7 protein-coding genes are annotated in these 13,004 nt (G+C 62.9%); 5 read left to right on the top strand and 2 right to left on the bottom strand.

The window, feature by feature from the left end; genetic code table 11:
• Positions 1-3: 3 nt before the first annotated feature.
• The 5 genes from FXN63_RS03300 (at position 4) to FXN63_RS03320 (ending at position 9,097) form a co-directional block, all read left to right on the top strand.
• Positions 4-3,474, top strand: coding sequence for a molybdopterin-dependent oxidoreductase (locus FXN63_RS03300; RefSeq protein ID WP_246165016.1), 3,471 nt, complete (start codon positions 4-6; stop codon positions 3,472-3,474).
• A 233-nt stretch (positions 3,475-3,707) separates the two neighbouring features.
• The gene (locus FXN63_RS03305; protein WP_148812815.1) at positions 3,708-4,226 is read left to right on the top strand and encodes a sigma-70 family RNA polymerase sigma factor; all 519 of its coding nucleotides are present in this window, start codon (positions 3,708-3,710) and stop codon (positions 4,224-4,226) included.
• Positions 4,205-5,218 carry a FecR domain-containing protein gene (locus FXN63_RS03310; RefSeq protein ID WP_148812817.1) on the top strand — a complete coding sequence of 338 codons (1,014 nt, stop codon included), beginning with the start codon at positions 4,205-4,207 and terminating at the stop codon, positions 5,216-5,218. The genes FXN63_RS03305 and FXN63_RS03310 overlap by 22 nt, the downstream gene beginning before the upstream one ends.
• A 93-nt stretch (positions 5,219-5,311) precedes the next feature.
• Positions 5,312-7,867, top strand: coding sequence for a TonB-dependent receptor (locus FXN63_RS03315; protein WP_246165017.1), 2,556 nt, complete (start codon positions 5,312-5,314; stop codon positions 7,865-7,867).
• Positions 7,868-7,897: 30 nt separating this feature from the next.
• Positions 7,898-9,097: a PepSY-associated TM helix domain-containing protein gene (locus tag FXN63_RS03320; protein ID WP_148812819.1), complete on the top strand. Its 1,200-nt coding sequence runs from the start codon at positions 7,898-7,900 to the stop codon at positions 9,095-9,097.
• On the opposite strand, the gene FXN63_RS03325 is transcribed toward FXN63_RS03320, so the two are convergent.
• Both FXN63_RS03325 and FXN63_RS03330 read right to left on the bottom strand, forming a co-directional pair.
• Positions 9,018-11,435, bottom strand: coding sequence for a molybdopterin-dependent oxidoreductase (locus tag FXN63_RS03325; protein ID WP_148812821.1), 2,418 nt, complete (start codon positions 11,433-11,435; stop codon positions 9,018-9,020). The two genes, FXN63_RS03320 and FXN63_RS03325, sit on opposite strands and share 80 nt — an antisense overlap.
• A gap of 194 nt (positions 11,436-11,629) precedes the next feature.
• Positions 11,630-12,811, bottom strand: a complete 1,182-nt coding sequence (locus FXN63_RS03330; protein WP_148812824.1) for an NAD(P)/FAD-dependent oxidoreductase — start codon at positions 12,809-12,811, stop codon at positions 11,630-11,632.
• Positions 12,812-13,004: the final 193 nt, after the last annotated feature.

Below are 13,004 nucleotides of genomic sequence, written 5' to 3' on the forward strand. Positions count from 1 at the left end.
CTGATGGCTGCCGACACCATGACTGCTACCGACATCAAGGGCTATTGCACGCTGTGCCGCTCGCGTTGCGGCACCATCAATCAGGTCGATCAGGACAGGTTGATCTCCGTCCGACCCGACCCGGATCACCCCAACGGCAGCGCCATGTGCATGAAGGGCAAGGCAGCCCCGGAGATCGTGCACAGCCCGTTCCGGCTGACGCACCCGATGAAGCGTACGCGCCCGAAAACCGACCCGGACCCGGGCTGGGTGCGCATCAGTTGGGAAGAGGCCCTGAGCACCACTGCCAGCCGCTTGGCGGCCGTGCGTGCAGAGTCGGGTGCGGAAGCGGTGGCCTTTGCGGTGACCACGCCAAGTGGCACGCCCTTGTCCGACAGCATCGACTGGATCGAACGCTTTGTGCGCCTGTTCGGCAGTCCGAACACGGTATATGCGACCGAGGTATGCAACTGGCACAAAGACCACGCGCACGTGTTCACCTTTGGCTGTGGTTTGCAGCCGCCCGATTACGCCAACGCCGACACCATCGTGCTGTGGGGGCACAACCCCACCAATACCTGGTTGGCACAGGCCAACAAGATCGGCATCGGCCGCGCGCGTGGTGCAAAACTGGTAGTGGTGGACCCGCGCCCCACGGCCTTGGCCAAGGAAGCCGACCTGTGGTTGCAGGTGCGGCCTGGCACCGACACTGTGCTGGCCATGGCCATCAGTCAGCGGCTGATCGATGCAGGTCTGTACGACAACGCGTTTGTCCGCTGCTGGACCAACAGCCCGTTTCTGGTGCGCGTAGATACCGGCGAATTCCTGCGCGAAAACATGCTGTGGCCCGATGTGGAAACCGATCGGAACTTGGTGTGGGACAGCCACCAGGCTGCGCCCGTGCCCTATGACCCGGCACGCGCATTGAGCGAGGGGCAGGCAGCCAGCTTGTTGCTCGACGGTCGGGTAACAGTGCCCTGTTCGACGGGCGGCAAGGCCATTGAGTGTGAAACCGCGTTCAGTGCTTTCCGCCGTCAGACCAGGCAGTACAGCGCAGAGCAGGTCACCGAGATTACCGGCGTGCCCGCCGACAAGATCGATGCAGCGGTGGCGTTTTTCGCGGGTGATAAACGGATCGCGTATTACTCGTGGAACGGCGTGGGGCAGCACACCAATGCCACGCAAACTGACCGTGCACTGGCCACGCTGTATGCCTTGAATGGCAGCTTCGACAAGATCGGCGGAAACCGCGTGCGCCACGGGCCGCCAACGGCGTCGCTGGCGCCCATGTCTTTGTTGTCCGATACGCAACGCGCCAAGGCGCTGGGCATCGATGCGCGCCCGATTGGCCCGCCGTCGCAGGGCTGGGTCATGGCGCGCGATGTGTACCAGGCCGTGCTGGAAGCCAAGCCCTATGCCATCCGCGCGATGATGGCCTTCGGCACCAACGTGCGGCTGTCTCACAGCGATACGGACATTGCGCGTCAGGCACTGGAAAAGCTGGAATTCCACGTTCACCTGGACTTGTTCGAAACGCCTTCCTTGCGTTACGCCGATATCGTGTTGCCGGTGAACAGCCCCTGGGAACATGAAGGCTTGCGCATGGGCTTCGAGATCGATGACGATGCGGCGTCGCACATGCAGTTTCGTCCGCGTATGGTCAGCCCGCGCGGGGAGTCCCGTTCCGATAACGAAATTGTGTTTGACCTGGCAACGCGCCTGGGCATGGCGGACGAGTTCTTTGGCGGTGACTTGCGTGCAGGCTGGGCCCACTACCTGGCCCCGTCCGGCATCGATCTGGAACAGCTTGCTTGTGCACCGGGCGGGTTGCGCATGCCGGTGGATGCGGCAGAGCGCAAATATGGTCGGCCTGATCCTGCACGGGGTGGTGCGGTGCCAGGGTTCGATACGCCGACCGGGCGAGTGGAAATCTATTCGGAACGCTTGCTCAAGCATGGCCAGCCAGCCGTGCCCACCTACCTGCCGGGGGCCGAAGACAGGCGCGAGCGTCAGCAACGCGGCGCAAGTGAATTCCCGCTGCTGCTCAGTTCCGCGAAGAACGGTTATTACTGCCATTCGCAGCATCGTGGTCTGGCGTCGCTGCGCAAGCGCGCACCCGATCCCACGGCTGAAATCAGTCCGCGTCTGGCAGCCTCGCGTGGCCTGAAAGACGGCGACTGGATGCAGATTTCCAGCCGTGTTGGCCAGGCGCGTTTTGTGGTGAAAATTACCCCTGGGCTGGCCGACGACATGGTGGTGGCCGAGTACGGCTGGTGGGAAGCCTGCACCGCCTTGGCCCGCGATGCCTTGCCCATCGGCGGTGCGCTGTCCAGCAACTTCAACAGCTTGATCTCGGCCGACCAGCATGACCCCGTCAGCGGCTCGATTGCCATGCGGTCCTTCCGCTGCGAGATCGCGCCAGACCCCGCCACCTTGGCTGGCCAGCGCGGATGGGAAGGGTGGCGCGACTTCAAGGTGTCCGCCCTGGTTCAAGAAGCAGCTGGGGTGTTGGGCATTCACCTTGAACCAGCCGAGGCTGGCCCCCTGCCCGATTTCCTGCCAGGCCAGCACGTGCAAATTCGTGTGCACGACGGCTTGCAGACGCTGGGGCGGGCGTATTCGTTGACGGGGCCGGCAGTGTGGCCGGGGCGTCGCGGCTACAGCATTGCAGTGCGGCATCAGAAAGGCCGCGACATCAACGGCCGTGAATTCGAGGGCGCGGTCTCCAGCTACCTGCATCGCCACTTGGCCTTGGGGCACAAGATCGAACTGATGGCTCCGTCGGGCAGCTTCATGCTGCCGGTGCGCTCGGAACAGCCGCTGGTGCTGCTGGCTGGCGGCATCGGTATCACGCCCTTCATCAACTTGCTGGAAACCTTGCCCGATGGCGATCCGCTGGAGATGTGGCTGTACTACGCCAACCTCAACAGCCGCAGCCACGCGTTTCGCCAGCGCATTGCCGAACACCGCAAACGCCTGCCTGGCCTGAAGGTGCTTGATGTTTACGCCAGCCCGCTCGATACCGATGTCGCAGGCGTGGATTACGCCAGCACGGGTTTCATCACCGCCGATGTGGTCAGCGACGCGTTGATCGCCCGGCGTGCACGCGTCTACATGTGCGGGCCACCGGCGATGATGGACAGCTTTGCCAACGGCCTGATCGTGCGTGGCGTACCGCGCTTCGACATTTTCCGAGAGGTGTTCCGCTCGCCACCGGGGCCGGTGGAAGACGATGGGCGGACCTTCTCGGTGCGGTTTGCCCGTTCCTTGCAGGACAGCACGGTCTGGGCGGCCAAGGATGGATGTCTGTTGCCCTTTGGTGAAACGCTTGGTGCAAAGCTGCCCAGCGGCTGCCGCGTGGGGCAGTGCGAAAGCTGTGCCGTGCGCATCGTGTCGGGCAAGGTGCGACACCTGCATGGCGTCGAGCCGGACGAGGCAGACGTTTGTCTGACGTGTCAGGCGGTGCCGGTGAGTGATCTGGTGCTGGACGCTTGATCGGGAGGGGGCAGGTTGTGGTGTGGCTTCCCTGGTGTGCCCGCAAAGGTCGGGACTTGGTGCTGTCCACTCGGTGCCGTCCCTTTGTGCCACCCACGCATCTACCCGGCAGGTTTTTCTAGACGACCGCCTGAATGAGAATTATTATTGTCTGCCTTGCGGGCAGGCAATGAAGCGTTGCGCGCATTCGATGGCAAATCTGCCCCTTCGCCTGCTTCTGTCGCGACGCTGCCATGTCTCACACACTTTCCACGTTTCCCGTCGCCGAGGCCCCCGCCATCGAGGCGCTGTATCGAGCGCATCACTCCTGGTTGCTGGGGCGATTGAAGCGGCGTCTGTCCAACAGCGCAGACGCGGAAGACGTAACCGCAGAGACCTTTGTGCAGGTGGTGGAGCAGGGCAGCACCAGCGATATCCGCGAACCGAAAGCGTTTCTGACGACCATCGCCAAGCGGGTGCTGTTCCACTTGTGGCGACGCCAGGACCTGGAGCGCGCCTACCTTCAGACCTTGATGCACCAGCCCGAGGCGGCAAGCTTGTCGGTTGAAGAATCTGCGTTGCTGGTCGAAGCCATCACGCAGATCGACCGGGCGCTCGACACCTTGCCCTTGCCGGTGAAAACCGCGTTTCTGTACAGCCGACTGGATGGCCTGAGTTATCCGGAGATTGCCAAGCTGCTGGGTGTGTCGTTGGCCACGGTCGAACGCCACATGAAGCGTGCGCTGCTGCATTGTCTGACAGCATCGCTGTGAACATGGGGGCAGGTGGCGCTGGGTTGTCGGTGTCTGACGAGCGCGTGTTGCAGGCCGCAGTGCATTGGCAGGTGCGCCTGGAATCCGGTGCGGCAACGGACAAGGACCGTCTGGCCTTCGAGCGTTGGTGTGCGGCCGATGCCCGCCATCAGGCCGCCTGGCGACGCGTAGCGGGATTGCTCGACAGCCCCTTGTCGGTCGTGCGTGAACTGGGCAACCGCGCGCCCGAACAGATTCATGCCGCCCAACACGCCTTGCTGCATACCCGCCGCCGCAATTTGTTGCGCGGCGCGCTTGCCGTGGCAGGCGTTGGCAGCGCTACTGCCTTGATTGCCGATCGTCTGGCTCCGCTTGGTCAGGTAACGGCGGACCTGCGTACCGGCACAGGCGAACGTCGCCACTTTGCATTGAGTGACGGCAGTGATGTGGAGCTGAATGCCCGGTCTGCTGCCGATGTGCGCTTCGATGACGCCGCGCGCGTGCTGCGGTTGCGGGCAGGCGCGTTGATCGCCACCGTGGCGCGTGATGTTGCCCGGCCGTTTTCAGTGCAGACCACGCACGGCGAAGCGCGTGCGCTTGGCACCCGTTTTCTGACGCAATTGCGAGATACCCACACCCAGGTAGTGGTGCTGGAACATCAGGTCGAGATCGCCACGCGTAGCGGCCAACGCATTACCTTGCAGGCAGGCGAGGGCGCGACCTTCACAACAGAAAGCATCAACCGCATGGGCGGCGCAGTACAAAGCGCCGCCGCATGGTCTGGCGGCATGCTGGCGGTGGATGACGCACCCTTGTCCGAGGTGATCGAAGATGTACGCGCGTATCACCGGGGCTTCATTCGTGTGTCGCTCGCCGCCGCCCCGCTTCGGGTGTTCGGTGTGTTCCCGCTGGGCGATACCGAACAAATTCTGCAAGCGCTGGCGCACAGCTTGCCGCTGAATGTGCAGCGTGTCGGTGGCTGGGTGATCAGCATCGATGTCAGGCAGGCGTAGCGGTATCTACGGGTGCTGGCAGGTACCAGCAAAAAAATTGCAGAAATCGTGAGGGGTTTTTCAGGCTCGTTCCACATGGGTAGTGGAAGCCTCATGAAAGGAACCCGCTCCATGCATCACGACACGTTTTCGCGCCCGGCGTTTGCCGCGGTGGTCTGCACCCCCGTCACCGCCATCACGATTGCGGTCGCGATGCTGGGTGCCTCGTTCAGCATATCGGCCCGCGCTGCCGATGCAGGGCTTGCCACTTCAGCTGCCACGTCACCTGCCGCCTCAACCGCTGCCGTTGCGCTGGACATCCCCGCCGGCCCGCTGGCCACGACGCTGACACGCATTGGCCAACAGCAAGGACGCGCCATCGTCGCAGACCCGGCCCTGATCGCAGGCCGCCAGGCACCCGCCATCCGGGGTGTATTGTCGGCCGACGATGCCGTGCGTCAGGCCTTGGGCAATAGCGACCTGACGGTGGACGTGTCCTCTTCAGGTGCACTGGGCATCCGTCGCCGCACGGCGGCCGATGCTGCGTCCGTCACGCCGGCTGCACAGCCCGCTGTGACCAGCACCTTGCCTACGGTAACCGTGACCACGCAGCGCTTCGGTGGTGAACTGATGCAGCCGACGCGTCAGGTCACGGTGATCGAAGACCAGGAACTGGACGCCCTGCGCGCCACCTCGCCGAATCTGGCGACCATGCTTACCAAGAGCGTGCCGGGCCTGTCGGATTCCAGCCGCAACCTGACCGATTTCGGCCAGACCTTGCGTGGTCGAAATGTGCTGGTGCTGGTCGATGGTATTCCGCTCAATACCAACCGCGATTCCTCGCGCAACCTGATCAATATCGAGCCGGGCCGCATTCAGCGCATCGAAGTCATGCGCGGCAGCAACGCCATTTACGGCAGCGGGGCCAGCGGTGGCATCGTCTCCGTGACTACGCGCCCTGTGGGCGGCGAACCCGTGGTGGAAACCACCGTGTCCATGGACGCCGCCTTGTCGCATCTGAGCCGCGAAGGCCTGGGCGCACAGGTGCAGCAATACTTCTCGGGCAGGGGAGACGTGGTCGATTACGAGATCGACGCATCCTACCGTCGTATTGGCGGTTCTTTTGATGGCAACGGCGACCGTATCGCCCCCGACGCCAGCCAGGGCGACCTGTTCGATTCCAACACCTACAGCATCGGCGGCAAGATCGGCCTGCGCATCGACGCCAACCAGCGTCTGCAATTCGCTGCCAGCTACCTGCGTGCGCGCCAACAGACCGACTACGCAAGCGATCCCACCGTGTCGGCCACGCCGCTGGGCAGCACCACGGCACGCGCCATCAAAGGGCTGGATCTGGCTGAACAGAACCAGGTCGAGAACGCGATGCTGAGCGTCAACTACGACAACAAGGACGTGTTGGGCAGCTCGCTGTCTGTGCTGGGCTACGTGCGGGACAACAGCACGCGCTTTGCGCCCTCGGATTCGCGCACCAACACCAACCGGGGCAACAACGTCGATCAGGTCTTGCAGAACAACAAGGTCTTCGGCGGCCGCGTGACCATCGATACGCCTTTCGGGGCCGACCGCGACACGCGCCTGGTATGGGGCACGGACTTCATCCAGGAACGCAGCAACATGCCGCTGGATGTGTTCGACCCTGCCATCTACGACGCAAGCCGTGGCCTGGTTTTCCGCACCACCCGACAGCAGACCTATCTGCCGTGGACCACCACGCGCAGCCTGGGTCTGTTCGGCCAGTTGCAGCACAAGTTCAACGACATGTGGTCGGCCGAAGGCGGACTGCGTTATGAACGCGCCAGCGCATCCTTCGACGACTTCCAGCCGCTGTCCCAGTCACGCCGCCCCAACCCGGTCAGCGTGCGGGGCGGTGAAGTGACCTACGACGCCACCATGTTCAACGCCGGCCTGGTGTTCAAACCCGTGACCGGGCACGAGCTGTACACCTCGTTCAGCCAGGGTTTCGACCTGCCCGATGTGGGGTTGCAACTGCGCAACGCGCAGGCCGGTTTCAGCATCAATTCCTCGCAGCTGGAACCCGTCAAGACCGACAACTATGAACTGGGTTGGCGCGGACGTTTTGGCAACACGATGGGATCGCTGGCCGTGTTCCGGTCCACGTCTGATCTGGGCGCTGTGCAGTCCTTCAACAATGGCTTGACCCTGACCCGCACGCAGGAACGCATTCACGGTGTCGAGGCCACCATTGATCATTACAGCGACGACGATGTGTGGGCCACGGGCGGTACCCTGACCTGGATGGAAGGCCGCGAAACGCCGCAGGGTGCGACGCAGGACCGGATCATGACCGGCTACCGCATTCCGCCGCTGAAGCTTACTGGCTACGTGCAATACCAGCCTTCCGATCGCTGGAGCACACGCATGCAGCTGACCTGGTTCGGTGCTCGTGATTACCGGCTTGCCGATGGCCGCACACAGTTTGCCCGCGCCGATGTGAAGAGCTATTACACGGTCGATCTGGTCACCCGCTACAAGCTGAACAAGAGCGACACCATCACCGTCGGGGTGCAGAACCTGTTCAACCGTCAGTACCTGCCGCTCTACAGCCAGTTGCTGCGCAGTGGCAACAACAATAGTCGCCTGCCGGCAGCGGGTGCGGTGCTGACGGCCAGTTATACGCATCGTTGGTAAGTGGGACGCTGACGCGCTGACGCTGCGCCCATGATCGTGCGCAAACACTGGGTCACCTGCCACTGCTACGCAGGCTTGCTGGTGATGCTGCTGTTGCTCGTGAATGCACTCACGGGCAGCCTGATCACGTTCGCGCACGAGATCGATGCCTGGCTCAATCCGACGCTGCTGCGCACCGGGCACGTGCTGCCGGCCTTGCCGGCAGACGTGCTGATCGAACGGGTGGAACACGCAGACCGCCGTTATCGCATCGGCTTGTTTCCGCTGGATGTACAGGCCGGAGAATCGGCTGAACTGCGGGTCTTGCCACGCATCGATCCGGCGACTGGCAAGCCTTACGTCCTGGGTTTTGACCGGGTGTTCATCGACCCCGCCACCGGCGCGGTGCTGGGCCAGCGTCAATGGGGGGCACTCAAGCTTGATCGAGTGCACCTGATGACGTTTCTGGACATGCTGCATCGCAAGTTTCATCTGCCCGGTCAGTGGGGCATGTGGCTGACCGGGGGCGTGGCGATTGTCTGGCTGCTGTTGTCTTTGCTGGGTGCCTGGCTGACCTTGCCGAAGATGGCCACCTGGCACAAAGGATTCTGGCAGCGCTGGAAACCGGCCTGGCAGATCAAGCGTGGGGCTTCGTCGGTGCGCACCACGTTCGATCTGCATCGTTCCGCTGGCTTATGGAGCTTGCCGGTGGCGTTGATGCTGGCCATATCCGGTGTGTATTTCAGCCTGGGCAACGAGGTCTTCCGACCGGTGGTGCGGTGGTTTTCACCGATTACCCCACACCCGGTGCAAAGCCTGCCGAAACGTGTCGGGCCACCTGTGGCGCCGGCGTTTTCCACGCAGGCCGCAGTCGCCCGCGCCCGGCATTACCTGCCGCCCGAGGCCCGGGACTTTCTGCCCTGGTATGCCAGCCATATTCCCCAACTGGGCAGCTACCGCATTGCCTTCAAGGAAGACGGCATGCGAGAACGGGTCTGGCAACTGCGTTATGAACAGGTGTTCATCAATGACCAGACCGGTGAACTTCAGGGCATGACCGGTTACGACAGTGGCAGTGCTGGCGATCGGTTTCTGATCTGGCAGTACCCCTTGCACACCGGCCGAATCCTGGGCTTATGGGGAAGGGTGCTGGTGTTCGCCGCAGGGATCGTCACCGTGTTGTTGTGTGTGACGGGCCTGATGGTGTGGTGGCAGCGGCGGCGGGTGCCACAGCGGGTGGCGCAACGGTGAACGTATAGGCCGTCACTGGCGGCGCAGCATGTTGCCATCGCTCGACCTCCACCAGGCAAGTCTGCGCGGTGCATCCCTGCGAGAACGACGACGCGGGAACGTCTGCCGTCAGCGCATTCGGGTTGCCATGCTTGTCGAAGACGGGGGTATCGACATTAGCCGCATCTCCGTCGTCTGCATGTATGCGCGCGGGGTCGAACCAGGCCCCGGTCGACAGGCGCACTACGCCGGGTCGGATGTCTGGTGACGGCACCGCTGCCGCCAGGCAACTACCGCGCGCATTGAACGTACGTACCAGCGTGCCGTGCTCGATACCACGCGCCTGCGCGTCTTCTGCATTCAGATAAATCGGTTCGCGTTCGTTGATCCGGTCGCCCCGGCTATGCGGGCTGTGGTCCAGCTGGCTATGCAGCTTGTTCTTGGGCTGATCGGAAATCAGGTGCAAGGGATATTGGTTGACAAGCGGGCTGCCCAGCCACTCATGCGGTTCGCGCCAGCAGGCGTAGCCCGGGCAATCGGCCAGCCCGAAGTCGGCAATCGTCTTCGAAAATATCTCGATGCGGCCAGACGCCGTACGCAGTGGGTTGGCGACCGGGTCCTGGCGAAATGCGTCCAGCAATACCACGCGCTCGCCGGTCTGGGGCAGGGTGTGAATGCCTTGCTGCCAGAAGGTGTCGAAGGGTGGCAGAGTGACATCCGTGCGCGCCGCCAGCTGATCGCGCCACGTGTCGTACAGGCGAGTCAGCCAGGCGGTGGCATCCAGCCCTTCTGTAAATGTGTCGCCGAAGCCCAGTCGCGCGGCCAGGTCTGCAAAGATCGAATAGTCGTCCCGTGCTTCGCCGACAGGGGCTTGTACCTGCTTCATCGCGGCAATCACAGGTTCACGCGTGGCGTAGAAAATGTCGTCGCGTTCCAGCGTGGTGGACGCCGGCAAGACGATGTCGGCCATCTTCGCTGACGGTGTCCAATACTGCTCGTGCACGATGATGGTGTCTGGTTTTTGCCAGGCTTGTGTCAATCGCGCCAGGTCTTGGTGATGATGGAAAGGATTGCCGCCCGCCCAGTACACCAGCCGAATATCCGGGTAGGTATGCGTCGCGCCTTGGTAGGTGAACGACTCGCCCGGCTTCAACAGCATGTCGGCAATGCGCGCCACCGGGATAAAGGCTTTCACCGCGTTTCGACCCTGATCGAAGGTCGGGCCGAACAGACGACGGTGAGGGCTGCCCATCAGGTTCGCCGCGCCGTAGCACACCGCAAACCCGCCGCCCGGCAGGCCGATCTGCCCCAGCATCGCAGCCACCGATATCAAGGCCCAGAACGGTTGTTCGCCATGATGGGCGCGTTGCAGCGCCCAGGCCATGTTGATCATCGAGCGGTTCGCGGCCAGGTCCAGGGCCAGCTGTTCAATGTCTGCGGCGGGCAGGCCGGTAATGGCGGCAGCCCAGGCGGGTGTCTTGGGCTGGCCGTCGGTTTGGCCCAGCACGTATTGCTCGAAGACCTCGAAACCCACGCAGTGGGTGTTCAGGAAAGCGGTGTCGTGCAGATTGCGCACGCACAGCGTGTGTGCCAATGCCAGCAGCAAGGCCGTGTCGGTGTTCGGGCGAATGGGCCACCACTCGACCTCGCCACCGGTGTCGATATCATCACGCACCGGGCTGATGTTGATGAAGCGCACGCCCGCCTGCCGCATCTTCGCCAAGCCTGGTCGCACCCGATGTTCAGCCGTGCCGCCCACGGCGATCTGCGCATTCTTGGCAGGCACGCCACCGAAGCTCAGGAACAGTTGCGTGTGCTCGGCCAGCGTGTCCCAATCGGTGTGCGAGGCAACCAGTTCATCCATCGACGCCACCAGGTAAGGCATCAAGGCGCGCGCTGCTCCCAGACTGTAAGAATCGACGTGTCTGACGTAGCCGCCGAAGCCATTCAGGAAACGATGGATCTGGCTCTGTGCATGGTGAAAGCGCCCGGCACTGGCCCAGCCGTAAGAGCCACCGTAAATGGCTTCGTTGCCGTGTGCGCTGCGCACGCGCTGAAGTTCTTCAGCAACCAGATTCAGCGCCTCGTCCCACTCGATTTCCAGGTACTCGTCGCTGCCGCGCGGTGTGCCTGGTTCACCTTTGCGCACTGCCAGCCATCCCTTGCGCACGGCAGGTTTTCGCACGCGCAGCGCTTCCACGTCGGGGTGGTTCAGGTAGAGACCGATGGCAGTCGGGTCGGCGTCGCCCGCGTAGGGCGTCAACTGCATGTCGGCGCTGTTCGGGTTCTGCACTGCGTACAGCCCCCAGTGCGAGGCGGTGTAGACGGGGGCGGCGGCAGCGCGTTCGGTATCGGACATGCACGAACCTTGCAGAAGTCAGCGGGGTGCGAAGGGCTTACCTGCGCGCTGTCATCTTAGGCCTGTGGTCTGGTCATGGGGACGTGGGCTGTTACGCGGGTGCCATGTCGTGCCTACTCAAACACCCGGAGGCTAGTCAAAAAGCAGACGTCCCGGTGCCTGTTCAAACAAGTCCTTATTCCGATCTGAAACGACTACAGAATCCCCGCCTCTGCATAAGCCTGGTTCGCCGTGACCCGCTCATACCCCAGGCGCGTCAAGTCCAGCGTCTGGAACTTCCCATGCACCACCAGTTCCGCAATGCCGCGCCCCGCTGCGGGCGCGTGCATCATGCCGTGGCCCGAGAACCCTGCCACGGTGTACAGGTTGGGCAGGCGCTGGTTCCAGGCTCCGATCACGGGGTTGCCGTCCAGCTCGTTGACTTCGTACAAGCCTGACCAGGTGCGGTGGCATTTGGCGGCTTCGAAAACGGGGAAGCGCTCAGCCACTGCCGGCCACATTACCCGTTCGAAGTAGTCGTGATCGACCTCGAAGTTGAAACCGCGCTGCGCGCTGCCATCTACCAGGCCACCCGAGAAGCCGTTGCCTTCCGAGCGAAAGGCCATGCGATTGACGTCCTTCACGTAGGGCAGGCGTTCGACCGGTGATCCGGCGGTGAAGTAGTGCTCGAAGCGGCGCATGGGGGTGATGGGCAAGGGCATGCCGAACTTCTCGGCCACCAGGCCGGACCAGGCTCCGGTGGCGTTCACGAAGGCGTCGGCGTGCAGCGTTCGCCCGCTGGCAAGGGTGACTGATTTCACCTTGACGGCATCGACCTCGGCTGATTCGACCCGGTCCTGGATGTAGACCGCACCGAGCTCGACCGCTTTGCGGCGAAAGCCCCACAGCAAACCGTTGGGATCACACCAGCCGTCGTGCGGGGTGTGTGCACCCGCGCCCAGGTCGTCCACGCGCATGGACGGAAAACGGGCTTTCAGTTCCGAGGGCGTCAGCAAGTCCACCACGCAACCATGCGAGCGCTGGATGTTGACGTTGCGTGTCAGATTGGGGATTTGTTCGGGCGGCACGATGAACAGATACCCGCCCTCTATCCATTCCACGTTGGCGGGCCGGTCCCGGGTGCCCATGTTTGCGTCGAACTGCTTGATGAAATCGATGCTGTACAGCGACATCTCGATGTTTTCCGGGCAGGTGAACTGCACGCGGCATCCACCCGAGGCGCGCAGCGCGGACGCAAATTCGTAGGTGGGGTCAGGTTCGATCACCGCCACTGACAGCGTGGGTGATTCTCTTAGCAGGTAGTACGCAACACTGGAGCCAACGATGCCGCCGCCCATGACAACAACGTCGAATTTCTGATCGGGGAGCATGGTCATGAGTGGTGGCCGGCAGGAAATGGGTTGAATCACTGTATCCGTGATTGGATCCAATCGTCAACAAATCAAGAAGGGAAGGCCTGGGCAAGACATGCATCCAACCCCCGACACGACTACGACAAACCTTGCTTGATTCCCAGACGATAGTCAGCAGACCACCTGCCCAGATAGCCGCGCGCGACATGACGTCAGC

The sequence above is a fragment of the Pigmentiphaga aceris genome, from assembly GCF_008119665.1.
Classification (GTDB): Bacteria; Pseudomonadota; Gammaproteobacteria; order Burkholderiales; family Burkholderiaceae_B; genus Pigmentiphaga; species Pigmentiphaga aceris.

Bases quoted from the DNA above. Each gene is read 5' to 3' on its own strand.
- FXN63_RS03300 (WP_246165016.1), top strand. From the start codon at position 4: ATGGCTGCCGACACCATGACTGCTACCGACATCAAGGGCTATTGCACG.
- FXN63_RS03320 (WP_148812819.1), top strand. From the start codon at position 7,898: ATGATCGTGCGCAAACACTGGGTCACCTGCCACTGCTACGCAGGCTTG.
- FXN63_RS03330 (WP_148812824.1), bottom strand. From the start codon at position 12,811: ATGACCATGCTCCCCGATCAGAAATTCGACGTTGTTGTCATGGGCGGC.
- FXN63_RS03305 (WP_148812815.1), top strand. From the start codon at position 3,708: ATGTCTCACACACTTTCCACGTTTCCCGTCGCCGAGGCCCCCGCCATC.
- FXN63_RS03315 (WP_246165017.1), top strand. From the start codon at position 5,312: ATGAAAGGAACCCGCTCCATGCATCACGACACGTTTTCGCGCCCGGCG.
- FXN63_RS03325 (WP_148812821.1), bottom strand. From the start codon at position 11,435: ATGTCCGATACCGAACGCGCTGCCGCCGCCCCCGTCTACACCGCCTCG.